The sequence below is a fragment of the Bacillus sp. MM2020_4 genome (assembly GCF_011250555.1).
Taxonomy (GTDB): Bacteria; Bacillota; Bacilli; order Bacillales; family Cytobacillaceae; genus Neobacillus.
The window spans coordinates 12822-39120 of the sequence record NZ_JAANMZ010000014.1 but is presented as its reverse complement, the minus strand read 5'-3'; the positions used below and the strand labels follow the sequence as shown (position 1 = coordinate 39120).

The following is a 26299-nucleotide window of genomic DNA, read 5'->3' as shown; positions in this document are numbered from 1 at the left end:
GCAGCAGAAGATCGTTACACCAAAGCTGGTGGCGAAGAAACTGCCGCGGAATATAAAGCGGTAGAAAAGGCAAAAGCAGAACTAGAAGCAGCTCTTGCAGAAGACCCGCAGGATACGAAAAAAATCAAGGAAGCAACAAAAACGTTAACAGAAGCAGTCAAAGCATTGAACGAATCTAGCAAAGCAAAAGAATTAAGCAATGCGATTGCGGCTGCAGAAGAAGCGAAGAAACAGGCTGAAACAGCGAAAAGTCGTTACACCGACGCTGGTGGCGAAGAAACTACCAATGAATATAAAGTGGTAGAAAAGGGCGTAGCGGACCTGAATATAGCTCTTGCAGAAAATCCGCAGGATACGAAGAAAGTCAAAGAAGCGACAAAAGCGTTAACAGAAGCAGTCAAAGCATTGAATAAGTCTAGCAAAGCGAAAGAATTAAGCAATGCGATTGCAGCGGCGGAAGAAGCGAAGAAGCAAGCAGAAACAGCGGAAGATCGTTACACCAAAGCTGATGGTGAAGAAACTGCCGTGGAATATAAAGCGGTAGAAAAGGGCGTAGTGGACCTGAATATGGCCCTAGCAGAAAACCCGCAGGATACGAAGAAAATCAAAGAAGCGACAAAAACGTTAATAGAAGCAGTCAAAGCATTGAATAAGTCTAGCAAAGCGAAAGAATTAAGCAATGCAATTGCGGCTGCAGAAGAAGCGAAGAAACAAGCTGAAGCAGCAGAAGATCGTTACACCGACGCTAGTGGCGAGGAAACTGCCGCGGAATATAAAGCGGTAGAAAAGGCAAAAGCAGAGCTAGATGCAGTTCTGGCAGAAAACCCGCAGGATTCGAAAAAAATCAAAGATGCCACAAAAACGTTAAATGAAGCTGTTAAGGCATTAAATGAAGCAAGCAAAGCGAAAGAATTAAGCAATGCGATTGCAGCGGCGGAAGAAGCGAAGAAACAGGCAGAAGCAGCGGAAGACCGTTACACCAAAGCTGGTGGCGAAGAAACTGCGACCGAATATAAAGCGGTAGAAAAGGGCCTAGCGGACCTGAATATGGCCCTGACAGAAAACTCACAGGATACGAAAAAAATCAAAGAAGCGACAAAAACGTTAACGGAAGCAGTCAAAGTACTGAATGGATCTAGCAAAGCAAAAGAATTAAGCAATGCCATTGCGGCGGCAGAAGAAGCGAAGAAACAAACGGAAACAGCGAAAGATCGTTACACCAAAGCTGGTGGCGAGGAAACTACCGAAGAATATAAGGCAGTAGAAAAGGTAAAAGCAGAACTAGAAGCGGCTCTTGCAGAAAATCCGCAGGAAACGAAAAAAATCAAAGAAGCGACAAAAGCGTTAACAGAAGAGGTCAAAGCATTGAACGAAGCTAGCAAAGCGAAAGAATTAAGCAATGCGATTGCGGCTGCAGAAGAAGCGAAGAAACAAGTTGAAACAGCGGAAGACCGTTACACCAAAGCTGGTGGCGAGGAAACTACCGAAGAATATAAGGCAGTAGAAAAAGCAAAAACAGAGTTAGATGCGGCTCTGACAGAAGACCCGCAGGATACGAAAAAAATCAAAGAAGCCACAAAAACGTTAACAGAAGCAGTCAAAGTACTGAATGAATCTAGCAAAGCGAAAGAATTAAGCAATGCGATTGCAGCGGCGGAAGAAGCGAAGAAACAGGCTGAAACAGCGAAAAATCGTTACACCGACGCTGGTGGCGAAGAAACTACCAATGAATATAAAGCGGTAGAAAAGGGCGTAGCTGACCTAAACGTAGCCCTGGGAGAAAACCCGCAGGATACGAAAAAAATCAAGGACGCTACAAAAACGTTAACAGAAGCAGTCAAAGTACTGAATGAATCTAGCAAAGCGAAAGAATTAAGCAATGCAATTGCAGCGGCGGAAGAAGCGAAGAAACAGGCTGAAACAGCGAAAAATCGTTACACCGACGCTGGTGGCGAAGAAACTACCAATGAATATAAAGCGGTAGAAAAGGGCGTAGCTGACCTAAACGTAGCCCTGGGAGAAAACCCGCAGGATACGAAAAAAATCAAGGACGCTACAAAAACGTTAACAGAAGCAGTCAAAGTACTGAATGAATCTAGCAAAGCGAAAGAATTAAGCAATGCAATTGCAGCGGCGGAAGAAGCGAAGAAACAGGCTGAAACAGCGAAAAATCGTTACACCGACGCTGGTGGCGAAGAAACTACCAATGAATATAAAGCGGTAGAAAAGGGCTTAACGGATCTAAATGCAGCTCTTGCAGAAAATCCGCAGGATACGAAAAAAATCAAAGAAGCCACAAAAGCGTTAACAGAAGCAGTCAAAGCATTGAACGAATCTAGCAAAGCGAGTGAATTAAGTAATGCGATCGCAGCTGCAGAAGAAGCGAAGAAACAAGCTGAAACAGCGGAAGATCGTTACACCAAAGCTGGTGGCGAGGAAACTGCCGAAGAATATAAGGCAGTAGAAAAAGCAAAAACAGTGCTAGATGCGGCTCTGACAGAAAACCCGCAGGATACAAAAAAAATCAAAGAAGCGACAAAAACGTTAACAGAAGCAGTCAAAGGATTGAATGAATCTAGCAAAGCGAAAGAATTAAGCAATGCGATCGCAGCGGCGGAAGAAGCGAAGAAACAAGCTGAAACAGCGGAAGACCGTTACACCAAAGCTGGTGGCGAGGAAACTGCGACTGACTATAAAGCGGTAGAAAAGGGCGTAGAGGACCTAAATGCAGCTCTGGCAGAAAACCCGCAGGATACGAAAAAAATCAAGGAAGTAACAAAAACGTTAACAGAAGCAGTCAAAGTACTGAACGAATCTAGCAAAGCGAAAGAATTAAGCAATGCGATCGCAGCTGCAGAAGAAGCGAAGAAACAAGCTGAAACAGCGGAAGACCGTTACACCAAAGCTGGTGGCGAAGAAACTGCGACTGATTATAAAGCAGTAGAAAAGGCAAAAGCAGAACTAGAAGCGGCTCTTGCAGAAAATCCGCAGGAAACGAAAAGGATCAAAGAAGCCACAAAAACGTTAACAGAAGCAGTCAAAGTACTGAATGAATCTAGCAAAGCGAAAGAATTAAGCAATGCGATCGCAGCTGCAGAAGAAGCGAAGAAACAAGCTGAAATAGCGGAAGATCGTTACACCAAAGCTGGTGGCGAGGAAACTGCCGAAGAATATAAGGCAGTAGAAAAAGCAAAAACAGTGCTAGATGCGGCCCTGGGAGAAAACCCGCAGGATACAAAAAAAATCAAAGAAGCCACAAAAACGTTAACAGAAGCAGTCAAAGTATTGAACGAATCTAGCAAAGCGAAAGAATTAAGCAATGCGATTGCAGCGGCGGAAGAAGCGAAGAAACAAGTTGAAACAGCGGAAGACCGTTACACCAAAGCTGGTGGCGAGGAAACTGCGACTGACTATAAAGCGGTAGAAAAGGGCGTAGAGGACCTAAATGCAGCTCTGGCAGAAAACCCGCAGGATACGAAAAAAATCAAAGAGGCCACAAAAGTGGTAACAGAAACAGTCGATGCATTAAACGAAGCCAGCAAAGCGAAAGAATTAACCAATGCCATGACAGCGGCAGAAGAAGTGAAGAAGCAAGGGGAAGCAGTGGAAGATCGCTACATCCATTCTGGTGGCAAGGAGTCTTCTGACGTATATAAAGCAGTCGAAAAAGCGGCAGGTGAGTTGGAAAAGGCCCTTACAGCCAATCAACCAACTAGCGATGCCATCCATGAAGCAACTGCAGACTTAGTGAGTGCAATAACAGAGCTTCATAAAGAATGGAATACCATGTATAAAGAACAAATCAAAAAAGAAATAGAAGAGGCCAAAAATATCCAATCTGCTAGAGATATCCTAATGGAGATTGCAGGTAGTCAATTGGATGAGATGGATAAGAAAGAGCTGTATAGTCTCTTAGCAAATAAAGTTCTCCACCCAAATAGCCCGTTCATTTTTGAAAAAGCCGATGATGCTGAAATGATCAAGCAGGCCATTGGTAGCTCTGGAAAGTCAGATTCAGAGAAACAGGATGCCTATATACGTCTAGCAGAAAAGGCAATCGAAGAATTATCCAAACGAGATCAACCAAAAGAGGATGAGGAATTCCAAGTAGAAGAAAACAAAGAAATTGTTCAACTAATCGCTCAGGTTACTGATCTCCTTGAAAAGGAAAGACTTAAAAAGTTTCATAAACTATACGTGGACATGCTCTCATTAACGAGAGACAATGCCTTTACATTTAATGAGCACGATTCTTGGGAAAGTATTACTTCTCAATTCCTTTTATTGCCTAAGGGGGAATATGGAACAACCATCACATGGAAATCTAACAATCCAAACGTTGTTTCAATCAATGATCATACCGCCATTGTCCACCGTCAAGAAAAGGATAAGACAATGATCTTGACAGCAAATGTTAGTAGCGGGAACAAGAGCCTGGAAAAAACATTTCTATTGGTTGTTAAAAGTAACCTTGTAGGGACCAAAGTATTTGAAGAAGTAAAAAGAAATGTAAATGTAGAAATTGGATTAGCAGAAGGGGCACCACCAGCCATTCAACGAATTAATTTACTTGATTCAACTACAGGTTCCATTAGTAATAAAATTGATAAATTAATCGTTGACGATACCATTATACCGGCGTCCACAACAGAACGAGTTAAGCTCTACCTGCCAGATGATCAAGCCAATATCGCAGATGAGCTTGCCATTGAAATGCCATTACACATCATTTCGAGAATGGCGGGAGATTTAGAAGTAAAAACGGATCAAGGGAATTTATACTTAGCAGCTACTACCTTACAGAAGCTGCAACACAATGGAATAGATTTATTTTTCCGTATTGTGCCGATTAGACAACAGAAAGAAAAAGAGAATGTAATAGATCGCACAAAAGTGAATGACATGGTTCAAAATGCAGTGAAAGAAGTAGATGGTAAAGGTGTCAAAGTTCTAGGAACACCTAGGGAAATCGAAACAAATTATAGTGGCTATGAAACAGAGGTAACGATACCGCTTGATGATGTTTTATACGATGGCATCAACCTCGATATGCTTCGTGTGTTTATTGAACATACAGATGGAGAAAAAGAGGTTGTCAATGGAGAAATTGTTTATGAAAATGGAAAGCCGATCGGAATTAAATTCCTAGTAAGCAAGTTTAGTACATTTACAATCTTTGAGATTGATACTCAAGCAGACCAACAACCAGCGGATGGGAACAATCCGGGGACAGAAACTCCATCCGAAGGTGGAAAGAATCCGGGAACAGTAACACCTTCGAATGGTGCCAAAACACCTGAAACTGAAAAGCCATCTGGTAATGAACCAGTTTCAGACAATAAAGTGGTTGCTACAACGAACAGTCAAAAGAACAAAGCAGAAGGTACATTACCAAATACTTCAACCTCTATGTATAACCTATTATTAGTGGGATTATTTTTAATAAGTGTAGGGGCAGGTCTATTACTGTTTAATAGAAGGTCGAGGAAAGTAAGACCAATGAAATAGAGGGTTACCCTAGTCTCTGACAAAAAAGTAAATAATAAAGAAACCCAGCGCAACTTCCCATGTGAAGGCAGCTGGGTTTTTCATGTTGGAAAGGCATATTAGGTTACGGAGGCATTTTATATTAGAAACTCTCTATTTATTGGTGGTGGGTGAATTAAATTTAATAACAAATGTAGGCATCCTTTGGGGTGCTCGCCTTTAAAGGGCTCAATATGATAAGTTACCTAGAAAGAACCTTTTTTGTAGTTACGTTAATTCGTAATAAATGTCGAACAGAGTAGTTCCAACATGTCTTCAGGCGAATAACCCCGCACATCTTTTTGGAAAAAGTAGGAATCGCTGCTTAAAGCGGTCAGCACCATATCAGCCTTAAAGACACTATGTGAATGAGTGGTTTCGCCGTTTGCTGCCATTTCGTCAAATAGTTGAACCAGTATTTGGTGTATTTCGACATATAGTGGACTTTGGCTACGGGACTTAAGTGGGTTCGTCGACTTTGTTTCCTCGACTCCTCTGAGCAGTTGTGCTTTTCTTTCTCTGAAACGAATAAAAAAGCGGATAATCTCTTTCATTTTTAGGTCAGCCGAAACGGTTTTGTTTTCTTCCAAATAGGTTTCCATTTCCTCGAAAAATTGATCAATACTGTCCTTAATTAAATCCAGGCATACCTCACCTTTGTTTCTATACCGGCGATAAAGGGTCCCTGGACCGATTTGTGCTTCTGTGGCAATCTGATTCATACTTACCTGTTCTACACCATGTTGTTCAAATAGTAGTTGAGCTGTATCTAATATAAGCTGACGATTCTTTGCGGCATCACGTCGTTCAGTCCGAGCAGGGGGAGTAGTCTCGTTATTTACCATGCTATCACATCCTATCAACTTGACAAACGGAGATGTCTCCACTTAGTATAAAAAAGAGGAGATATCTCCGTTTAAATTCTAAATGAAATTGGAGGGAATGACAACTTATGCAAAATAAAAAAACGGCATTGTTAGTAATGGATCTGCAAAATGGTATTGTATCCCGTTTTGCTGAAAATACAGAAATCCTTACACCCTTTCAAAAAGCGATTGAAGCGGCTCGTCAACACCATATTCCGGTTATTTTTGTTCGAGTGGGATTTAGCGAAGGCTATCCGGAGGTTAACCCTCAAAATCAGGCATTCTCCGCTATTGCAAAATCTGGTGGCATGACCGTGAATGATCAGGGTACACAAATTCATGAATCCGTACAACCAAAAGCAAATGAACCGGTTGTCACGAAGTATCGTTTTAGCGCATTTGCTGGCAGTACTCTTGAGCTCATTCTTCGTTCACAGCAAATCGACTCACTTGTTCTTAGCGGTATTTCGACAAGTGGAGTTGTCCTATCCACTGTAAGGGAAGCCGCAGATAAGGACTTTTCCTTAACGGTGCTATCGGATGCCTGTCTCGATGCTGATCCGGAAGTTCACCGTGTGCTTATGGAAAAGGTTTTTCCGCGCCAAGCCGGTGTTCAAACGGTTGATACTTGGATTGATACCCTGCGTTAATTTTTAAATATAGTGAATTGAACCAACAAGCATCTCATACAGGGGGGGCTGGTTGGTTTTATTTTGCAGCTTAAAATCAGGGGTGACATTCATGCCAATCTGGAAAAGGAACTTAATGGTATGTTGGTTTGGGATGTTTATGTCGAGCATAGGCTTGAGTCAAATTGCTCCCATATTGCCACTTTATATCGATCACCTCGGTATTCATCATGCCGCTATAATTGCGCAATATTCGGGATTTGCTTTCGGGGCTACGTTTATCATTTCAGCTGTGTTCTCTCCTATCTGGGGAAGTGCAGCTGATAAATATGGACGAAAGCCGATGCTGCTCCGGGCAAGCCTCGGAATGGGCATTGTGATCGGATGGATGGGGATTGCCCACAATGTCTATGAACTGATTGGATTACGATTATTGCTGGGAGTCATTTCCGGTTATGGCTCCGCATGTACAGCGTTAATCGCTACACAAACAGATAAAGAATATGCGGGATATGCGCTTGGAACACTTTCAACTGCCAGTACGGCTGGTTCTTTGCTCGGCCCACTCATTGGCGGTTATTTGGTCGAGAGTACGGGATTGCAAGATGTATTCTTCATAACAGGTGCTTTATTGATTTTATCCTTTATTGCTACTGCCTTATTTGTAAAAGAATCGTTTATTCGCCAAGATAAAAAGATTCTTCCCATGAAGGAGATATGGAGGCAGATTCCTGAAAAAGGTTTAACCATCACGTTGTTTGTGACTTTTTTTGCGCTAACACTAGCACTTTATTCCATTGAACCTATTATTACCCTCTATATTACACAATTAACTAGGAGTTCTGGCCATGTGGCTTTGTTAGCCGGAATGACTTTCTCAGCTTCTGGACTGGCAAGTATGATTGCCGCTCCAAGTCTTGGCAAACTGTCTGATCAGCTTGGAACACAAAAAGTAATCCTTGTAGCTCTTATAGTGGCAGGGCTTATCTTTATACCGCAAGCCTTTGTAACGAACCCATGGCAATTAATGGGGTTAAGATTTATTTTAGGATTGGCCACAGCAGGCCTAATACCATCTGTTAATACGTTGCTTAAGAAAATTACACCGGATTTTATGACGGGCAGAGTGTTTGGGATTACCATGTCGGCAGGGTATTTAGGGGTCTTTGGCGGGACAACTTTAGGGGGACAGATGGCAGGGCATTTTGGTATCAGATCTGTCTTCTTTATTACCAGTGCTGTATTACTCATAAATGCGGTTTGGGTTTATATAAAGTTATATAAAAAAATGAATAGGAAAGAAATAGTATCGAACCAAGCTTAATTTGTCTTGGGTTGCTTGTTTCAGTTGAAAAAGGTTTGGGTTGGAATTCTACAAAATAGCTAAGGAAATCTACAATTGAGGAGATTTTTCTTCAAAATTAAAACTTATTCTACAAATTCGGGAATCAATTCTACAAAAACTGGGAATCCCCTTCCAGTATTAGAGGGGTCGGGATACTAATTAAGTTAATTAAATCAACGCGAATATCCGGTGCTTGTCACAGCCGGAGAATAGTCTAGCCCGAAGTGCAGGTTCATACTTGACTTGGACAAATAAAAAAGGAAGGTCCTATCCACTGGGGTAGGACCTTCCTTAGTTATTGCTACTCTTGTGAGGTATTCATATTCCTGACAGAGCCTCTCTCTGCAAGTGTAACCGGCAGGCTGATGGTTTTGCTGACATTCGTTGGTTTCTTAATCCGTTCAATTAATGTTTGCAGGGCAGTTTTCCCCATTGTTTCCTTCATGACATGGATGGTGGTAAGTCCCATTTCTAAAATATTATAAATTTCCGTATCATCAAACCCTACTAGAGATACTTGCTCAGGTACTTTTATTCCTAACAGTTCAAGAGCATGATACATGGCAGCGGCCGTTTCATCATTACAACAAACCCATGCCGTTGGAAATTCCTCTAACCGTTTAATTGTGTTCGCGAGAAATTGGTAGTCCTTATCCATGACCGCATGAGCAATATTTTTGGTGATAGAATACTTGAACAAATGGGAAAGATGCAAATCATCGCAAATTCCCATTTCTCTCGCGCAGGTATAGAATCCAAACCATCGTTCTTTAAAACTTAATGAGAAGTCAATATCGCCTACATACCCAATGGCATAATGGCCTCTATTAATGACATGCTGGGTTGCGAGATAAGCGCCGGCAGCATTTTGTGTCAAAATGGCATCCATTGCATGAGTATGGGAAAAATGGTCGACCAGGACAATTGGAATCCCGAATGCTGAAAGTTCTTCAAGAAAGGCATCCTTTATTTTCCCCACTATCAAAATTCCAACTACTTTATTTTGCTCAATACAGGAAGGAATCTGTAATTGATCATCATTAAAGAAGTTGACAATAAGATCTAATGGTTCTGGCCCTTGCTTTGCCTCCTCCTCAATACCGAATACAACTTTGGAATAAAAAGAGGGATTACGAAGATAACGATTGTTCAATAATAAGCATATATTTTCATTGTTTACTTGTACGGATTTAGGCTGCGTATCGGAAAAATAGCCAAGCTCGTCGGCCATTCGCAAGACATCATTCCTAGTTTCTTCACTTACACCATATTTATTGTTTAGTGCAAGTGATACAGCATTTATGGAGATACCTAATTTATCAGAGATATCTTTCATTGTGATTTTTCTTCGTTTCTTCATTCTCAGTACTCCTTAAGAATCGGTTATACCGTCCAATCAGATATATCTCATATTATAGAACTTATTTTAATGAAAGTAAATCACTAGTTCAAGTTAATTAAAGTTAATTTACTTGAAAAATGTCTTGAAGTTTTACTTGAATGGTAGTATATTTTATTCAAGGGCAATCAAGCCCATTCAAGTACCGCTGATTGTGAACGGTTTCATTCCTTCACAAGGATTGGTTGGTGCAACTATTTACTAGGAGGAAAGTATATGAAACCGAAAAAATTTGTTAAGGGGATGCTGCTATCTGTTGTAGCATCATCGATGGTTTTGGCTGGTTGCCAAAAAGATAAAGCCGATGAAAAAACATCATCATCTGATTCAAAAACAGTTGAAATTGATTTCTGGTCAGCGCCAGTTCCTCAACAACAAGCATTTTGGGAGAACATGGCGGTCGAATATACAAAAGATCATCCAAATGTAAAAATCAATGTAAGTGCAATGCCTGAGTCACCAACGTCAGAAGCAGGTATTCAATCTGCTATCGCTGGCGGAACGGCACCTACTATGTCTGAGAATGTATTCCGTGGATTTGCCGCACAACTAGCAGAAAACAAAGCGATTGTTCCGCTTGATAGCTTTAAAAGCTTCGATGAAACTGTAGAAAAGCGAAATATGAAGAACATTATGGAAGGATGGACTTTCAGCGACAAGCATCAATATGTACTTCCAGTATTCTCTAACCCATCTTTGTTTGTATGGCGCACAGATATATTAAAAGAAGCTGGTGTCAACGAGGTGCCAAAAACCTATAGCGAAGTGTTAGAAGCGGGTAAGAAACTAAAAGCAAAATACCCGGAAAAAATGGTTTGGGCCAATGCTGATTTTATGAATAATGCTTGGTATAAAAGATGGTGGGATTTCCTCACTCTTTATGATGCAGCAAGCAATGGTAATGCATTTATTGAAGGAAACAAGTTCGTTGCGAAAGATAAGAATGGAACGGAAGTACTTTCATTCCTTGATGACCTGAATAAAGAGGGGCTCTTGTTATCACAAAAGTCAACCGATCCATTTGAAACGGGCCTGAGCGTAGCAACACAGATGGTGCCGTTCAAATTTAAAGCACTACGTGAAAAATATCCAGATTTAAAAGAAGGACAAAATTTTGCCGTAGCTAGTCCACCAGTACCAGACGGAGTGTCTACTGAAGACGTGAAAACGGTAGCGGACTCAAAAGGACTGGTCATTTATGCAACGGCAACGAAAGAACAACAACAAGCAGCCTTTGATTTTGCCAACTGGGTGTTCTCAGATATCCAGCATGATGTGAAATGGTTAGAAACCACAAATCTAATCCCTGCACGCGATAATTTAGATGATAAGGCATTCGATGAGCTTTTAAACAAGTACACAGAACTCAAAACGTATGCCAATTCAGTGAAAAATAGTGTCCCAGCTATCGATAATGCCAATTTTGTAGATATTCAAACAGCTATTGGTGATAAAGGACTTATTCCTGTCTTGCAAGGGAAAAGCTCACCTAAAGATGCTTGGAATGATGTGAAAAAGAACGTAGAATCGGCCATTAAATAAAGGGGGATTTTTCATGCGCCCTAAAGTCAACAAGATACATGAGGTAACAGGCTGGTCATTGACCAGCCCTTACCTTATCTATTCTCTAGTATTTTTCTTAATCCCATTGGGCTGGGCATTTTATATGTCTTTTACCGATTGGAACTTGATTTCGCCGGTCATGGAATGGATCGGAGTGCAAAATTATAACGAGGCATTTTTCGATGAAGGTGTCCGTGCCGCATTTTTTGTAACCTTTAAGTTTCTATTTATGTACATTCCACTTGTTCTATGTCTATCGCTCCTTTTAGCTACATTAGTCAATGCGCTCCCACGTTACAAGAGCATATTTATCATTGGTTACTTCCTGCCGTATCTTGCTTCAGGTGTAGCCTCATCCATTGTCGTGCGCGGTGTTCTCAGCTATGATAGCCCGCTTAACATCTGGCTGCGTGAAACATGGAATCTCAACATTGATTGGTTGAACTCTGAACAGCTCACTCCCATCATCATCGTATTAATGATGGTTTGGAAGTTCGGCGGATATTATGCCTTAATCCTAATTGCTGGATTGGAAAGTATTCCGAAGGATGTTTATGAGGCAGCCTTAATTGATGGTGTTACGAAGTGGAAGCAGCTGTGGAAAATCACACTTCCATTATTATATCCTGCTCTATTTACTGTGACTATTCTGGCTATCGGTGTTGTCTTTCATATCTTTACAGAACCATATGTATTAACCAACGGTGGTCCGAATTTATCTACCAATACTTGGTATATTGAAATTTATAATGAAGCTTTTAATAAATTAAATACAGGATATGGAGCGACAATTGCCATCTTTAATGCGATTGTGACCTTCTTATCTATATCCATCTTTAAAAAGATCTTTGAGAAATGGGGGGCTAAAAATGGGTGGTAAAAGGCTGAAAACAACGTTGCTGTATATTCTAGCCATCTTGATTCTTCTTGTCATGGTGTATCCCTATGCCTATATGATTATTAGTTCCCTTGCACCTTGGGATCAAGTGGATAAAGGATTTATCCCCAATAAATTAACGTTGCGTTCGTATGAATGGATGTTTTTAGGAAGCGATGAGGTGGCGACGAAGCCTTGGCTGCGTGCCTTCTTCAACAGTATTATTGTAACCACTGCCTCTACCGTTCTGATGGTTGTGACAGGTGCCCTAGCTGCTTACGCCTTGGCGAAGGTTCCGTTTAGGGGAAAAGGTATATTAAACAACGTAATATTATTTCAAATGTTTTTCCCAGCGATCATCATGTTAATTCCGACTTTCTTGATTGTGAAAAATCTAGGTCTCTATGATACGTACTGGGGCATGATTTTGCCAAAAACAGTAAGCTTGTGGGCCATATTCTTATATGTTAACTTCTTTCGTGCTTTGCCTGATGAGGTGATTGAAGCGGCTAAAATGGATGGGGCCACCACTTTACAAGTGATCTGGAAAATCGTCGTACCTATGTCTAAGGGTATTACGACAATCATCTTTTTATTTCTATTCATGGAAAGATGGGTGGAATTGTTATGGGATATGTTGGTCGTTAAAGATGAGAGCTTATTAACAATTAACGTTCTTCTTGCACAAATGTTTGGGCCATATGCGGCCTATCCTGGTCCGATGTATGCAGCATCGGTTGTGCTGACGCTGCCAATCATCATTTTGTTTATCATTTTCCGGAAAAACTTTACACAAGGAATCCAATTTGTCTTTAAATAAAACTTCTAGAGGGTGAACCCAATGAACACGAAAACAAGGAAAGTAAATATAAATCGCTATGAACATAATCCTATTTTGACACCAGCAGATGTGTCGCCCCTCCGGGAGGATTTTACGGTAGAATGTGTTTTTAATGCTGGTGTAGCTACCTATCAGGATGAAACGATTTTGCTATTGCGCGTAGCGGAAAGACCTGTTCAGGCTAATGAGAGTGTGTTACGAGTACCTGTATTAAAGGAAGTGGACGGCCACTACCAATTAACCATTCATGAAATGGATAAGAGTGATAGCCGATATGACTTTTCTGACCCGCGTAAAGTAAAACAAAAGGATATTGATACGTATGTTTACCTTACGAGTATGTCTCACTTACGTTTGGCTCGAAGCAAAAATGGTGTGGACTTTGAAGTAGACGATCATGCCTTTATTTTTCCAGATAATCAATATGAAGCATTTGGTACAGAGGATTCCCGAATAACCTTTATTGATGGATGGTATTACATTAATTATACGGCGGTAAGTGAAAAGGGGATTACAACGGCCCTAGCAAGAACAAAAGACTTTGTAACGGTAGAAAGACTAGGGATTATTTTTACGACTGAAAATAGAGATGTCACTATTTTCCCTGAAAAAATTAATGGGCACTATTTTGCCCTGCATCGTCCTGTTCCGAAACAAATTGGCCGGGCGCAAATGTGGACGGCTTCCTCCCCTGACTTACTTCACTGGGGGAAACATGAATTCTTGATGGGCGTTGGTGAGGGCTGGCAGTCACAGAAGATAGGCGGGGGTGCCGTACCATTTAGGACGGAAAAGGGTTGGATTGAAATTTATCATGGTGCCGATGAAACCAACCGTTATACTCTTGGAGCTGTGTTATTAGATCTTGAAGATCCTACTAAAATTTTGGCTAAAACGTCAGAGCCGATCCTTGAGCCTGAAGCCGTATATGAAGTAGAAGGATTCTTTGGAAATGTTGTTTTCTCATGCGGCGTCGTGGCAGAGGGAAATAATGTGAAAATATATTACGGTGGTGCCGATAACGTCATGGCTTTGGCGGAAATTACCGTGGATGAAATCTATAAATGCTTAGGTGTTTAAGAGTTTAGGAGGAATGTATGTTTCAGCTAAAACGGGTAACAGAACAAGCAATTTTATCCCCTATCCCTCAACATGAGTGGGAAAAAACAGCTGTTTTTAATACTGGGGCTATTGCTGAAAATGGGTTAGTTCATCTCTTGTACCGCGCCACTGATAATGTTTGTGACGGTAAACATGGTGAATATACCTCATCAATTGGCTATGCGGTAAGTAGAAACGGCGTTGATTTTTCCCGTCTGGATCTACCCGTTATGGTGGGGGAGGGTGCTCAAGAGTCTTGGGGAGTAGAGGATCCGAGGATTACCAAAATTGATGATACATTTTATATGGTGTATACCGGCTATGGTGCACGATTTAAGGGAGATTTCAGGATGTCCTTGGCTACCTCGAAGAATCTCCTTACCTGGGAGAATCGCAGGGTGTTATTGGATGAGCCGAATAAGGATGGTGCCTTATTTTCGCGAAAAGTGAACGGGAAGTACCTCTTATTGCATCGGCGCATGCCGGCCATTTGGCTATGTGAATCTGAGAATCTCTATGACTTTGATAACCATAAAGTCATTATGGAACCCATTCCTAATTCGTGGGAAAGTGAAAAGATTGGTGCTGCCGGTCCTCCTATTGAACGGGAGGATAGCTGGTTGTTATTCTATCATGCGGTTGATCGTCATAAAGTGTATCGCTTAGGGGCAGCCCTATTGGATAAGCAGGATCCGTCCAAGGTCTTGGCGCGATTAAAGGAGCCAATCTTTGAACCTGAACTAACCTGGGAAAAAGAAGGGTGTGTACCAAACGTTGTGTTCAGCGGTGGTCAGGTTGAACTAAATGATACGTATTATGTCTATTATGGCGGTGCAGACACTGCTATTGGTGTTGCTGCCATTGCAAAGAAGGACGTTGTATTTTAAGGCAGGGAAAATAGAAGGTTCGATCAAAAAAATGACAGCGGGGTTTACCTCTCTGTCATTTTTGTATGAAAGGTATTTTACGATCTCTTACGATGAGAAGGTGTAGTGGTGAAAAAACTTCGTGTAGGAATTATTGGAGCTGGGAGGATCGCAGAAAGCCGTCATATCCCAGCCTTTCTAACATTAAACGAGATTTGTACGGTAACGGCGATAAGTGGTGATCATATTGATAAAGTGAAGTTGGTAGCGGAAAAATACGCTATCCCTTACGTGTTTGAAGATTATCAGGATCTTTTCGGTAAAGTAGATGCTGTTTGTATTTGTACACCCAATAAATTCCACGCTGAAATTTCAATTGCGGCACTGAATGCAGGCATTCACGTCCTATGTGAAAAGCCAATGGCCCTAAGTGGGAATGAATGTGAAGAAATGATGGCAGCAGCTAAAAAGGCAGAAAAGGTTCTAGCTATCGCTTACCATTATCGATTTAAGAAAGAAGCTCAAGCTGCGAAGTTGTGTATCGAAGAAATTGGAACCCCTCTCGTGATTAGGGTTCAAGCCTTAAGGAGGCGCAAAGTTCCCGGCTGGGGAGTTTTCACCGATAAAGCACTTCAAGGTGGTGGAAGTCTCATTGATTATGGTTGTCACCTCCTTGATTTAGCACTATGGCTGATGGGGAATCCAAAACATACGACCGTATTGGGAAGTACGTATAATGCATTAAGCAAAACCCCTAATCAAGTGAACCTTCTTGGTGCATTTAATCATGAGACATTTGCTGTTGATGATCATGTAACGGCCTATATGACATTTGAAACTGGCGCTTCATTACTTTTTGAAACATCATGGTCTGCAAATATAAAAGGGGATCGTGAGCATTTAAGTATATCTGGTACAGAGGGCGGGTTAAGTGTATTTCCCCTTGAGCTCTATACAACAAAGAAGGGAATGTTGGTAAATAGTGAGCCGGTGTGGCTTCCAGGGGAGGATGATCCAGGCATCCCGCAAGCGAAAAATTTTATACATGCCTGCTTAGGTTTAGAGAAACCACTTGTCCTGCCGGAGGAGGCTCTGCAAGTTTCACAGATAATTGATCAAATTTACGGGTAGAGGTTGATAGTTTGGAAGGAACCTCGAAACTTTTGCTGCCTTTGCAGTTAAAGTGAGGGTAAAGTAGTTCGGATTCACTCGTTTTTATTCAGGCTGTATATAGTTTCGAGGGGTTCCGTAGTAAAGCACCTGATGAAAGGGTGAATAGGTGGATTCGAAATAAAGATAGATGGGAGAATCCAGTAACTGTGGGTAGTTGCTGAAAAAGGCGCGATCACCATAAAAGATAGCTGTTAAGGCAAGTGGGGCTTCACGCTGGAAGATCATGAAGCGCTTTTTAGCTGCCTGTTCATCAAATTCCCCTCCGCTTACATAGACATGGGCCACGAAAGTAAATTGATCCTGTTGTCTGGTCCATTCTGCTAAAACCTCATCACGCATATGTACATGAATAGCGGTCAGGTTATAGTAAGGGCCAACGGTCAAAAATAAATGACCCGTTGTATCAGAATGTGTCAAGGTATACTTTCGACCACTAACAGGCAGTGTCTCGTTGGCTGAGGGTAAAAAGGTGGTATGTAGCTTTGAGGCTTGAAACTGGCTCATCATTATCACCCCTTCATAAATCAGTTGAATTTTCGGCCCATGAGATTTCCTACTAGAAAAATGGGTACCATTAACAGGCTAAAGGGAATACTCTTCCCCAGTAAATGTCCATCGATGAAACCTCCTTTAAACAAGAGGCAATACATGAGTAGAGAATAGGGAATCACCAGGCCTATTGCCGTTATCACACCTGGTGTATAGCCCTTGAGTACGATGGTTTGCCCAATATGGGAAAAGGCCTGTAGGAAGAATAGGTTCAGAATTGCCGTATAGAGCAGAAAGTTTGCCTTCCCGACTGGCAGCAGGCAGGCGGTCATCAGGGTAATCAGGGAAATGAACAGTAAGATCCATGCCATACTAATAGAAAACTGGGGGGAAGTCGCACCCAACTTTTTTTTTATGGTTAAGGTCATTTTACCGAGAAAAGTGGGTGGAACGGTATGTTTGTGTCTTTTTAGGAAATTCTCAATGGTGATGATCTCCTCTAAGGCATGAAACATGAACGTGATAGGGAATAACCAAATGATAATTTCAAGATAGAGAGATTCATGGACGATCGTCGGCATCTTTTTCCTCCTGGGTTGGGGTAGTTGAGCATGTCTACTTACTACATAATATGATTTAAATTGGCGGGGCAGACCTCCGCTAAACTAAACTTTGGGGTGTGGGTTAGAGGAGGTCTCGTCGTGTATCGGGGGTAGCATATCTCGACACAATTTATAATAGAAACTCTTTATTTATCGGTGGTGGGGTGGTTTTAATCAATCGTTTGATTAGGATCAAAACGTGTCCATTTTTGTAGATTCATCGTTTTTATAAGTTATTATTGATGATCATTGTCGAAGATTGGGTCCTATTATCGACAGGTTTTTTCCGGCAAACTAGTCTAAATACGTGAAATGTAAGGGTTTTGGCCACATTTAATCAAATGATTCATTAGGTTATTTTGTGTTAATCAAATGTTTGATTGAATGTGCTGCCTTTGCTGTTAAAGAGCGGGTTAAATGATTTTTTAGGTGCGAAGTTTGTCGTGTGGCGGTTTGGAAATAACGAGTGAAAAGTAGTTTGGTAGCGCTGCTTAATGAAAATTAAGTAGACTTCCAGGGGGGGCATAATAGCAAAAAAACAGCTTCGCCTGGAAGCTGTTTTACATGTATTAGATGGCTTGTTTCAAATGTTCTTTATTTCCGGCCATGTTTTTAAGTGTTGATTGTAGGTCGGCTAAATCCTGTGCATCAATTTCTTCAATTCCATCGAAAATAGAAATGGTTAAATACGTACAAATGACAAAAACAGTGATGACAGTAAACCAAGCAACAAACATTTTATGGTCCCCCTTGTTTAAAAAACTTACCCTCATTTTAATTGATTTTTTTAAAATTAAATGTGATTTATGTCACAAAAAACAGGATAAATAGTGACTACTTTTTCCCAAATAAGCAAGCGGATAAAACGGCTATATATGTAGGGGTTTTGCCTACGAATCTTGCGTTTTTTCCCATAGTCCTGTGGACATTGGCTCCAAGTCATTTATCAAAGTGTATTGTACGTGCAAATGTTCCGCGCTATAATGATGTGAGTTTGTGCTTAAGAAATAATTGTGAGGTAGTATATGAAAAAAATAAGCAAAGATATTATGATAATCATGATTGGGGCATTTCTGTTTGCGTTAGGTGTGAATGTATTTGTTATTCCGAACGAGTTTGGGGAAGGCGGGGTAACGGGGATCACCATTATTACCTACTATTTATTTGAGTGGTCACCAGGGTTAGTCAACTTAATTTTAAATGCCTTTTTGTTACTTGTTGGTTATAAATTTTTAAATAAGGTCACAACGATTTATACGATTATTGCCGTCGTGTTTAATTCGCTTTTTCTTCATCTGACCGAGGGCTGGACGATTGCTTCTGATGAGATGATGGTGAATGCCATTTTTGGAGGAATTGTTATAGGGGCCGGAATTGGCTTGATTATTCGGGTGGGTGGAACAACAGCGGGCACGACCATCCTAGCAAGGATTACCCATAAGTTTTTAGGCTGGAGTATTAGCTATGGTTTATTGTTCTTTGATTTAATTGTGGCGCTTTCCTCTTATTTTATCATTGGCGCAGAAAAGTTGATGCTGACCATTATTATGTTGTATGTTGGGACAAAAGTGATGGAATTTGTCATTGAAGGCTTGAATCCCAAGAAGGCCATTACGATTATTTCTGATAAACCGAATGACATTGCTGAGCAGGTGACGACATCCATGGACAGAGGGGTAACCGTTTATTCGGGGCATGGGTATTACACAAAAACCCCAAAGGAAATTCTCTATATTGTGATTAGTAAGCAAGAAGTCATCAAGTTGAAACGAATTGTTCAATCGACTGATCCCAATGCATTCATCGCCATCCACGATGTTCGTGATGTGTTCGGTGAAGGCTTTATTGATATTTCAAAAGCATAATAGTAGTTCAAAGGGGGGTGTCAGGCACCATATGGTAAATATTTACACGGTGCCTGACACCTTTTTAACACTCTTTATCCATTTTCAATCTTGTTCCATTCATCACCATTCACAATATTTAATTGGTGCCGCAACTCTGTTATGTAATGCATCATGGCCAGTCTTACAACGGATGGGTAGTATCGTGAGTTAAGCTCCTGTTCACATTCCTCTAAATCCATTTTTTTCACCGCGATTATTTTCGTTACTTCTTCCGTGCTCATCGTCCATCCCCCTATATAATAAGTATTTTTATAGCTTTAGGATGGACATTTTTTTCATAGATTATACAACTGTGCTCATCTCTGAATCTTATATTTTCCACTTAGGTAGAATTTATTTTGAGTTTTGGCCTTCATCAGTATGGAGCATGACTGCACGACGGAAATTTCCCCATTTTGGCATATTCTCGACTACTTATTTAGACCGGAATGAAGCGGGAGAACCGTCCCCTGCTTCATTTTAAACCTTTTAAGACTTCTTCGGGTATTTGTTTGATTTTGATATCTTTACCTAGGAAAAGTAGCCAATTTGTTATTTCCTCCAATTCTTTGGGTATAGTAGTATTGATAAAGGTTTTTAGAATGGCTGTGGTTTGGTATGGATTTGTATAGGAAATGGAAACTTTTAATGGATGGTATTTTTTGAACTGGGCTATCGCTTTTGGGCCAAGTTCAAGGACAAGATTGATGTCTTCCTCCTGTTTCCTTATTTTTTCTAAAATCTTTTTCTTGCTTGTCCTTTTTTCTGCCGGGTAGGGTTCGATATGGGTGAGCTTGTCGACAGGAAAAATCTGCTTTCTTTCTTCCTTTAAGTCAAAGCCTTCCATGAGCCAAAGGCTCTTTTCATGATAAAGCTGCAAGAGATAAATGGGATAAGACTTTATGACCGTCTCTTCTTGGATGGTAATCAATAAATAGCGATCCACCAAAAGGATTTGGATGAGTTTTTCTAACATGGGATGGGGGAGATCTGAAAGTTCCAGTAAGTCGGGATTATGGGGGTTCGTCCCTTCAAAAAGCAAGAGTTGGTTTAACAGAACGAGAGTCTCTTGCTGGTTTTCTGAGATGAGGCCTAGTAATTTTTCAGCTAACGACTGGCGACTCTTCAAATAGGGAAGCTGCTGATTTCGTGTAGCCATAAAGGCAATAAAAAGAGCTTTGACTTCATTATCGGTAAAGCGAACAACGGGCAGGACAGAATTTTGCATGACAAAATAACCGCCATCCCTTCCCACTTCAGCAACAAGTGGCATCCCCATGGCCTCAATTTCTCTGATATCTCTAATCGCTGTCGAACGAGAGATGTTAAATTCTTGCATGATTTCAGAAATGGTAAAGTGGGCGCGATTGTTGATATACCGCATGATAATATTAATTCGTTCAACTTTTTTCATTGGGACTCCTAAACAGTATCATTTTCTGACATGATTTAAGGCTATGATATATCTATCAGGTGAAGAAAACAAGTCATTTGAAATTAAAAAAAGAGGATGGTTTTGAATATGGCACAATATACCCTTGAAGAAAAAGATGGCTTTATCGTTTTAGGTATTGGAACGGAGCTTAAGAGCCATTACACAGACTTTGCTGGCATAACCAAGGAAAAGGCAGACTTTTGGCAGGCCGTGAGCCAAGATGGAAGGCTTGACACCTTAAAGGCCTTAGCCACGAATGACTACATTTTCGCCGTGAACGAAGCGGTGAACAACAAGATGATGCATTATGCTGGTGTCATGACAGAGAAGGAGTTACCTGAAGCCGACCGCGTGATCCAATTTCCTAAAGGGGAATACCTGGTTGTGAAAGGGGAAGGGAAAACGTCTGAAGAGTTGAGTAATCAGCTTACTGGCGTTGCCTTTGGTCAAGTCTTGCCAGAAGCAAAAGATGTTGCCTATGTGGGCGGGCCCAATGCAACGGTTGATATGGGGCAGCGTGATGGCGTTGTTTATGGTGAAATCTGGATTCCGGTGGTTAGGAAATAAAGAGATAAGGGAGGGATGAAAATGGCTTATATCGTTGATTTTAAAAATGTGTCTACGGTTGGTTTAGAGTCTTCACCCGTAGTAGATGCGCTTGCTGGTTTACGTGCAAACGAAGCCCGTTATTTTATGAACAAATATAAACATGAATTTACGGTGGTACCCGCTAGTGAGTCCTCCGAGACTCTCGATTATGTGAACAGAATTTTGAAAGAAGAACGTGATATTGAGTTTGCGGCCAAACCTTTAGAAACATCACGTTTCCAAGTGGAAAATATCAAAATGGCCTACGTCTTTTATGAGGATGGTCTTGCGGTTAACGTCATGTATACGGTGGATGATCCTAAACCGAAGCGAGCTGTTGGTTTTAAGCTTTCGGAGGGGATGGAGGTACCAAAAGAGTTAGAAGGAAAGTTTAAGTTTGCAAGACAGAAGTCTAAACTAGCTGGAACCATCCGGGGTTCGTATTTTGTCATTAAAGGAGAATATTAAAGGAGGGGCTATGAGAGTAGACCCCGACACAGCTTCTTGAATAAAGTGATAAATGGAATAGGTTAAAGAGTAAGAGCATTCCTTGTAATGAGGAGTGCTTTTATTTTTTGTCCATGTTTATTTGTCTGGAGATCTTTTGGCCCATGATTAAGTTAGGAATGACGTTCATTTTTGCATCGTGTATTGTAAATAAGAAAGAGGTGCTTTCCATTGAAAAAGGGATTGAAAATAGCCACAATCGGTGGTGGATCCAGTTATACCCCTGAGCTAATTGAAGGATTTATCAACTATCATGCTGAACTGCCAGTTCGTGAAATTTGGTTAGTGGATGTGGAAGCAGGGAAGGAAAAATTAGAGATTGTCGGAAATCTTGCGAAACGCATGGTGGAAAAAGCCGGTGTTCCGATTGACATCCATTTAACCTTAAATAGAAGAGAAGCCTTAAAAAATGCAGATTTTGTGACGACACAATTTCGTGTGGGGCAGCTTGATGCACGCGCTATAGATGAACGGATTCCCTTAAAGTATGGCGTCTTGGGACAAGAGACAAATGGACCCGGTGGCTTATTCAAAGCATTACGTACCATTCCTGTCATCTTAGACATTTGCCGTGAAATGGAGGAGCTTTGCCCCGAAGGATGGTTCATTAATTTTACGAATCCTGCCGGAATGGTTACTGAAGCGGTACTCCGTTACAGCCATATTAGCAAGGTTGTCGGTCTCTGCAATGTTCCGATCGGAATGGAAATGGGTGTTGCAAAACTCCTGGATGTCGAGCATGGCCGTGTTCGCATTGATTTTGCCGGCCTCAATCACATGGTTTACGGATTGGATGTATTTGTGGATGGTGTCAGCGTAAAGGAGAAGGTTATGGAGTTGATTACGGATCCGGAAAAGGCTATCGCCATGCAAAATATCCATGCAATGGGCTGGGAGCCTGAGTTCCTAAGGGCATTGAACGTCCTGCCATGCCCTTATCATAACTATTACTATAAAACTAGTGATATGGTAGCCGATGAAATGAAGAATGCTAAAGATGGTGGAACCCGAGCAGAAGTAGTAAAAAAATTAGAGAATGAACTATTTGAGCTCTATAAAGATCCGCAGCTAGCTATCAAACCACCACAGCTGGAAAAACGCGGCGGGGCTTACTATAGTGATGCAGCTGTAAGGCTCATCCATTCTATATATACGGATAAGCGTGATATTCAACCTGTCAATACGATGAATAACGGAGCCATTGCCAGCCTTCCACATGATTCGGCTGTTGAGGTCAGCTGTATCATTACAAAGGATGGCCCCAAACCCATGGCCATGGGTGATTTGCCAGTGCAGGTCCGCGGCCTGGTTCAACAAATTAAATCATTTGAACGAGTGGCCATTGAGGCAGCCGTTACCGGAGATTACGGAACAGCCCTGCTAGCCATGACCATCAATCCCCTTGTCTCAAATGATCGGGTTGGAAAATTAATTCTAGACGAGATGCTTGAAGCCCATAAAGACTATTTACCACAATTCTTTAAGAAATAGGCAGTGTGAGGCAGGGGACGGTTCTCTTGCATCCAAGGTACCTGTGCCCAGCCAGAGCATGGGGCTCCTTGTTTTTAAACAAAAAAACAGACTCTTTAAAGAGCCTGTTTTATGTGGTTCTACTTATTACGCTTTACGAACGTTAGCTGCTTGAGCTCCACGTTGACCTTGCTCAACGTCAAAAGTAACGGTTTGACCTTCGTCTAAAGATTTGAAACCTTCGCCTTGGATCGCTGAGAAATGAACGAATACGTCTTCTCCGCCTTCACGCTCGATGAATCCGAATCCTTTTTCTGCGTTAAACCATTTTACTTTACCTTGTTCCATTTTGTTTCCTCCTGCTGTGTGCTTTGCACACAATGTGTTACTATCCTTGCACTCAGTGATCATCAAGACGAAAAGTTAATCTTATACTATCCTTTACACCGAACAAAAATAATTCCACTAAAGCTTACCATTTTACAAAGGCATTTGCAAGAACAGAGCGATAGGGACGATTTTTCATTCACTGTTCCTTCACCAGGAAAGCTAGCAGACCCATCTCTTTCGTTTTCTTTCATTTAGAAATGGAAAAAGAGTAGTGTGTACATTTTCAACGTACACACTACTCTTTTTTAAACAGAATGCGTCCAAAGCATTGATAAAAAGGAGCGCTTGTGGTAAATTTATATAGATCGATATTTTTATAGTAAAAGTTAATATATTATCCCTATCATAATTATACAGTATAATTAATTCGTTAGTCAACCTTTTTATAACATTTTTTTAAGGAGTGTTCGCGATGAAGTCAGCCTATCAGCAGGAGCAAGAGCGAGTGGACAGTGTAATGGAAATCATTACGGAGCAAATCGGCAAATTGGAGAAAGAAACGACCCGGCGCCGGAACGAAGTGGTTCATATTCGCAAACATTTCTGGGATGAAATCAAGGTGAATACGGATACCTTTGATGATTTTCTTGAAACCATCATCGGCTTAAGGCAGGAGACTCAAGCCCTGTCCATCAGCCAAAGCACGCATAAACACGCATCTAAGAGGTTGTCAACCATGCGCCGTATGCAAGAGTCCCCCTATTTCGGCCGTATCGATTTTTTAGAAGACGGAGATTCAACGCAGGAACAAGTCTATATTGGCATCTCCTCGCTAACAGATGAAAGTGGCGATCATTTTCTTGTGTATGACTGGCGGGCGCCGGTATCGAGTGTCTACTACGATTACCAGCCAGGTCCGGCAAAGTATGCCACACCCGGAGGCATAATCGAAGGCCATTTAGAGAAAAAGTGGCAATATCTTATCCGCGGCGGCGTTCTCCAATCCATGTTCGATACGAGTCTTACCATTGGAGACGAGATTTTACAGCAGGTTCTGGGCAAGGGTACTGACAAACATATGCACAGTATCGTAGCGACCATACAACAGGAACAAAACAGGATCATCCGTCATGATCGCGGGAGGCTGCTGATTGTACACGGTGCAGCTGGCAGCGGGAAGACATCAGCCGCCCTGCAGCGGATTGCTTATTTGCTTTACAAACATCGAGATCATCTGAATGCTGATCAAATTATTCTTTTTTCACCTAATTCTATGTTTAATAGTTACGTGTCCAATGTATTGCCAGAACTCGGCGAAGAAAATATGCAGCAGGTCACCTTTCAAGAATACTTGGATCATCGGCTGAGTAAGGAGTTTCAGGTGGAGAATCCCTACGAGCAATTGGAATATGTGTTAACGGCAGCGAATACCCCTTCGTACAGCTCAAGGGTTGCGGGTATCCGTTTCAAAGCATCCGCTCATTTTTTTGAGGTGATCCATGCCTACCGGAAGTCACTCAAGTTATCTGGGATGTTATTTAAGGGTATTATTTTCAGAGGAAAGCCAATCGTTACCGCGGAGCAAATGGCCGACAGATTCTATAGTAGTGACACCTCACTCCGCTTCCATAACAGACTTGAAAAATTGAAGGATTGGCTCATGAAGCAAATAGCTGAAGCAGAAAAGATTGAACGGAATAGGCCGTGGGTACAGGAGGAAATCGAGCTGCTGAGCAACGAGGAATATCATAAGGCACATGCCTACTTAGCGGAAAAACGAGGCTTTAAAAGAGAAGAAATAGCTGATTATGAGATCGAGCCGAAAGCACTTGCCCGATTGATTGTTCATCAGAAATTGAAGCCGTTGCGAAAACGAATTCGGGCATTTCGTTTCCTCGACATGAAGGGGATTTACACACAGCTTTTTACCGATCCACAAAAAATCAAACAGTGGATGGACGGGGAAACACCGGCGGAATGGGAGGGGATTTGCCAAACCACGCTAGAAATGCTAGACGAAGGCAAACTATCTTACGAGGATGCTACTCCGTTCTTAATGTTGAATGAGCTGATTCGTGGCTTTCAGACCAACGGCTCGATCAAGCACGTGCTTGTGGATGAGGCGCAGGATTATTCGCCGTTTCAATTCGAGTTTCTAAAATGTTTGTTTCCTAAGGCGAGCATGACGGTGCTGGGTGACTTTCATCAGGCGATATTCGCTCATGCCAGCGAAATGGATGATTTTCACGCACTTACAAGCCTATATGGGCAGAGTGAAACGGAAGTGATCAACATGACACGCAGCTACCGGTCGACCAAACCGATTATCGAATTTACGCGCAGACTCGTTGCTGGCGGGGAGCGAATTATCCCGTTCGAACGGGACGGTGAGCGGCCTGTGCTGAAGCAACTAGCCGATCATGAAGAATTGCACCGCTGCATCGCCGCCAAAGTCGCTGATCTGCGAAGTCACCATTATCATAGCATTGCTATCATATGCAAATCAGCTGGGGAGAGTAGGCGTGCCTACGAAGCATTGTCCACCATCGATGACATTAAGCTTGTGAAGAGTGGTTCGCTTGAATATGAACAAGGAGTGGTGGTCATACCTTCTTATTTGGCTAAAGGTATCGAATTCGACGCTGTCATTATTTATGACGCATCAGAGCACGTATATGGCGATGAAAGCCTGCGCAGAAGTTTCTACACCGCCTGCACGAGAGCGATGCATGTGTTGCAGCTTTACAGTGTAGGGGAACCGAGCCCCTTTTTGCGAAACGTCTTGCAAGAAGGAAAAAAGTAATCT

At 41.7% G+C, this 26299-nt stretch carries 22 protein-coding genes; 14 read left to right on the top strand and 8 right to left on the bottom strand.

Going from position 1 to position 26299, the window contains the following annotated elements:
* Positions 1-5508: immunoglobulin-like domain-containing protein (locus G6554_RS11295; RefSeq protein WP_166241821.1), on the top strand; the 5508-nt coding region annotated here is incomplete at its 5' end.
* 251 nt (positions 5509-5759) lie between these two features.
* Here the strand turns inward: G6554_RS11295 and G6554_RS11290 are convergent.
* Positions 5760-6371 carry a TetR/AcrR family transcriptional regulator gene (locus G6554_RS11290; RefSeq protein ID WP_166241819.1) on the bottom strand — a complete coding sequence of 204 codons (612 nt, stop codon included), beginning with the start codon at positions 6369-6371 and terminating at the stop codon, positions 5760-5762.
* A gap of 107 nt (positions 6372-6478) precedes the next feature.
* On the opposite strand from G6554_RS11290, the gene G6554_RS11285 reads away from it, so the two are divergent.
* Both G6554_RS11285 and G6554_RS11280 read left to right on the top strand, forming a co-directional pair.
* The gene (locus G6554_RS11285; protein ID WP_166241817.1) at positions 6479-7042 is read left to right on the top strand and encodes a cysteine hydrolase family protein; all 564 of its coding nucleotides are present in this window, start codon (positions 6479-6481) and stop codon (positions 7040-7042) included.
* A 91-nt stretch (positions 7043-7133) separates the two neighbouring features.
* A complete protein-coding gene (locus tag G6554_RS11280) occupies positions 7134-8345 on the top strand; it encodes a multidrug efflux MFS transporter (protein ID WP_166241815.1) in 1212 nt (403 codons plus the stop codon).
* 322 nt (positions 8346-8667) lie between these two features.
* Here the strand turns inward: G6554_RS11280 and G6554_RS11275 are convergent, their stop codons facing one another.
* Positions 8668-9726: a LacI family DNA-binding transcriptional regulator gene (locus G6554_RS11275; RefSeq protein WP_207342980.1), complete on the bottom strand. Its 1059-nt coding sequence runs from the start codon at positions 9724-9726 to the stop codon at positions 8668-8670.
* 255 nt (positions 9727-9981) lie between these two features.
* Here G6554_RS11275 and G6554_RS11270 point away from each other — a divergent pair, with 255 nt between their 5' ends.
* The 6 genes from G6554_RS11270 (at position 9982) to G6554_RS11245 (ending at position 16144) form a co-directional block, all read left to right on the top strand.
* Positions 9982-11307 (top strand): ABC transporter substrate-binding protein, encoded by a 1326-nt coding sequence (locus G6554_RS11270; RefSeq protein ID WP_166241813.1) that lies wholly within the window; start codon positions 9982-9984, stop codon positions 11305-11307.
* Between the two features lie 13 nt (positions 11308-11320).
* Positions 11321-12208, top strand: coding sequence for a carbohydrate ABC transporter permease (locus tag G6554_RS11265; protein WP_166241811.1), 888 nt, complete (start codon positions 11321-11323; stop codon positions 12206-12208).
* Positions 12198-13025, top strand: a complete 828-nt coding sequence (locus G6554_RS11260; protein WP_166241809.1) for a carbohydrate ABC transporter permease — start codon at positions 12198-12200, stop codon at positions 13023-13025. Before G6554_RS11265 ends, G6554_RS11260 begins: the two co-directional genes overlap by 11 nt.
* A gap of 21 nt (positions 13026-13046) precedes the next feature.
* On the top strand, positions 13047-14126 hold the full coding sequence (locus tag G6554_RS11255) for a glycoside hydrolase family 130 protein (RefSeq protein WP_166241807.1): 1080 nt from the start codon (positions 13047-13049) through the stop codon (positions 14124-14126).
* 17 nt (positions 14127-14143) lie between these two features.
* A complete protein-coding gene (locus G6554_RS11250; RefSeq protein ID WP_166241804.1) occupies positions 14144-15034 on the top strand; it encodes a beta-1,2-mannobiose phosphorylase in 891 nt (296 codons plus the stop codon).
* 108 nt (positions 15035-15142) lie between these two features.
* Positions 15143-16144 carry a Gfo/Idh/MocA family oxidoreductase gene (locus tag G6554_RS11245; RefSeq protein ID WP_166241802.1) on the top strand — a complete coding sequence of 334 codons (1002 nt, stop codon included), beginning with the start codon at positions 15143-15145 and terminating at the stop codon, positions 16142-16144.
* Positions 16145-16228: 84 nt separating this feature from the next.
* On the opposite strand, the gene G6554_RS11240 is transcribed toward G6554_RS11245, so the two are convergent.
* The 3 genes from G6554_RS11240 to G6554_RS11230 all read right to left on the bottom strand — a co-directional run bounded on the left by G6554_RS11240 (position 16229) and on the right by G6554_RS11230 (position 18014).
* On the bottom strand, positions 16229-16693 hold the full coding sequence (locus G6554_RS11240; RefSeq protein WP_278187244.1) for a staygreen family protein: 465 nt from the start codon (positions 16691-16693) through the stop codon (positions 16229-16231).
* A 17-nt stretch (positions 16694-16710) separates the two neighbouring features.
* A complete protein-coding gene (locus G6554_RS11235; protein WP_166241800.1) occupies positions 16711-17256 on the bottom strand; it encodes an HXXEE domain-containing protein in 546 nt (181 codons plus the stop codon).
* Positions 17257-17846: 590 nt separating this feature from the next.
* On the bottom strand, positions 17847-18014 hold the full coding sequence (locus tag G6554_RS11230; RefSeq protein ID WP_166241798.1) for a hypothetical protein: 168 nt from the start codon (positions 18012-18014) through the stop codon (positions 17847-17849).
* Between the two features lie 288 nt (positions 18015-18302).
* Between G6554_RS11230 and G6554_RS11225 the strand changes: the two genes are divergently transcribed.
* The gene (locus tag G6554_RS11225; RefSeq protein ID WP_166241796.1) at positions 18303-19142 is read left to right on the top strand and encodes a YitT family protein; all 840 of its coding nucleotides are present in this window, start codon (positions 18303-18305) and stop codon (positions 19140-19142) included.
* Positions 19143-19216: 74 nt separating this feature from the next.
* Here the strand turns inward: G6554_RS11225 and G6554_RS11220 are convergent, their stop codons facing one another.
* Together G6554_RS11220 and G6554_RS11215 are read right to left on the bottom strand one after the other, a co-directional pair.
* Positions 19217-19405: a hypothetical protein gene (locus G6554_RS11220; RefSeq protein ID WP_166241794.1), complete on the bottom strand. Its 189-nt coding sequence runs from the start codon at positions 19403-19405 to the stop codon at positions 19217-19219.
* Between the two features lie 233 nt (positions 19406-19638).
* Entirely contained in the window at positions 19639-20577 is a 939-nt protein-coding gene (locus tag G6554_RS11215) for a helix-turn-helix transcriptional regulator (protein ID WP_166241792.1), read from the bottom strand.
* Between the two features lie 108 nt (positions 20578-20685).
* Between G6554_RS11215 and G6554_RS11210 the strand changes: the two genes are divergently transcribed.
* The 3 genes from G6554_RS11210 (at position 20686) to G6554_RS11200 (ending at position 23184) form a co-directional block, all read left to right on the top strand.
* Positions 20686-21165: a GyrI-like domain-containing protein gene (locus G6554_RS11210; RefSeq protein ID WP_166241790.1), complete on the top strand. Its 480-nt coding sequence runs from the start codon at positions 20686-20688 to the stop codon at positions 21163-21165.
* A gap of 21 nt (positions 21166-21186) precedes the next feature.
* Positions 21187-21654: a phage tail protein gene (locus G6554_RS11205; RefSeq protein ID WP_166241788.1), complete on the top strand. Its 468-nt coding sequence runs from the start codon at positions 21187-21189 to the stop codon at positions 21652-21654.
* 210 nt (positions 21655-21864) lie between these two features.
* Positions 21865-23184, top strand: a complete 1320-nt coding sequence (locus G6554_RS11200; protein WP_166241786.1) for a 6-phospho-beta-glucosidase — start codon at positions 21865-21867, stop codon at positions 23182-23184.
* 126 nt (positions 23185-23310) lie between these two features.
* Here G6554_RS11200 and G6554_RS11195 read toward each other — a convergent pair whose 3' ends face one another.
* Entirely contained in the window at positions 23311-23511 is a 201-nt protein-coding gene (locus G6554_RS11195) for a cold-shock protein (RefSeq protein WP_042463323.1), read from the bottom strand.
* Positions 23512-23965: 454 nt separating this feature from the next.
* Here G6554_RS11195 and helD point away from each other — a divergent pair, with 454 nt between their 5' ends.
* Entirely contained in the window at positions 23966-26296 is a 2331-nt protein-coding gene (gene helD, locus G6554_RS11190; RefSeq protein ID WP_166241784.1) for an RNA polymerase recycling motor HelD, read from the top strand.
* The last annotated feature ends 3 nt before the right edge of the window (positions 26297-26299 follow it).

Bases quoted from the DNA above. Each gene is read 5' to 3' on its own strand.
- G6554_RS11290 (WP_166241819.1), bottom strand. From the start codon at position 6,371: ATGGTAAATAACGAGACTACTCCCCCTGCTCGGACTGAACGACGTGAT.
- G6554_RS11285 (WP_166241817.1), top strand. From the start codon at position 6,479: ATGCAAAATAAAAAAACGGCATTGTTAGTAATGGATCTGCAAAATGGT.
- G6554_RS11280 (WP_166241815.1), top strand. From the start codon at position 7,134: ATGCCAATCTGGAAAAGGAACTTAATGGTATGTTGGTTTGGGATGTTT.
- G6554_RS11275 (WP_207342980.1), bottom strand. From the start codon at position 9,726: ATGAAGAAACGAAGAAAAATCACAATGAAAGATATCTCTGATAAATTA.
- G6554_RS11270 (WP_166241813.1), top strand. From the start codon at position 9,982: ATGAAACCGAAAAAATTTGTTAAGGGGATGCTGCTATCTGTTGTAGCA.
- G6554_RS11265 (WP_166241811.1), top strand. From the start codon at position 11,321: ATGCGCCCTAAAGTCAACAAGATACATGAGGTAACAGGCTGGTCATTG.
- G6554_RS11260 (WP_166241809.1), top strand. From the start codon at position 12,198: ATGGGTGGTAAAAGGCTGAAAACAACGTTGCTGTATATTCTAGCCATC.
- G6554_RS11255 (WP_166241807.1), top strand. From the start codon at position 13,047: ATGAACACGAAAACAAGGAAAGTAAATATAAATCGCTATGAACATAAT.
- G6554_RS11250 (WP_166241804.1), top strand. From the start codon at position 14,144: ATGTTTCAGCTAAAACGGGTAACAGAACAAGCAATTTTATCCCCTATC.
- G6554_RS11240 (WP_278187244.1), bottom strand. From the start codon at position 16,693: ATGATGAGCCAGTTTCAAGCCTCAAAGCTACATACCACCTTTTTACCC.
- G6554_RS11235 (WP_166241800.1), bottom strand. From the start codon at position 17,256: ATGCCGACGATCGTCCATGAATCTCTCTATCTTGAAATTATCATTTGG.
- G6554_RS11230 (WP_166241798.1), bottom strand. From the start codon at position 18,014: ATGTTTGTTGCTTGGTTTACTGTCATCACTGTTTTTGTCATTTGTACG.
- G6554_RS11225 (WP_166241796.1), top strand. From the start codon at position 18,303: ATGAAAAAAATAAGCAAAGATATTATGATAATCATGATTGGGGCATTT.
- G6554_RS11220 (WP_166241794.1), bottom strand. From the start codon at position 19,405: ATGAGCACGGAAGAAGTAACGAAAATAATCGCGGTGAAAAAAATGGAT.
- G6554_RS11215 (WP_166241792.1), bottom strand. From the start codon at position 20,577: ATGAAAAAAGTTGAACGAATTAATATTATCATGCGGTATATCAACAAT.
- G6554_RS11210 (WP_166241790.1), top strand. From the start codon at position 20,686: ATGGCACAATATACCCTTGAAGAAAAAGATGGCTTTATCGTTTTAGGT.
- G6554_RS11205 (WP_166241788.1), top strand. From the start codon at position 21,187: ATGGCTTATATCGTTGATTTTAAAAATGTGTCTACGGTTGGTTTAGAG.
- G6554_RS11195 (WP_042463323.1), bottom strand. From the start codon at position 23,511: ATGGAACAAGGTAAAGTAAAATGGTTTAACGCAGAAAAAGGATTCGGA.
- helD (WP_166241784.1), top strand. From the start codon at position 23,966: ATGAAGTCAGCCTATCAGCAGGAGCAAGAGCGAGTGGACAGTGTAATG.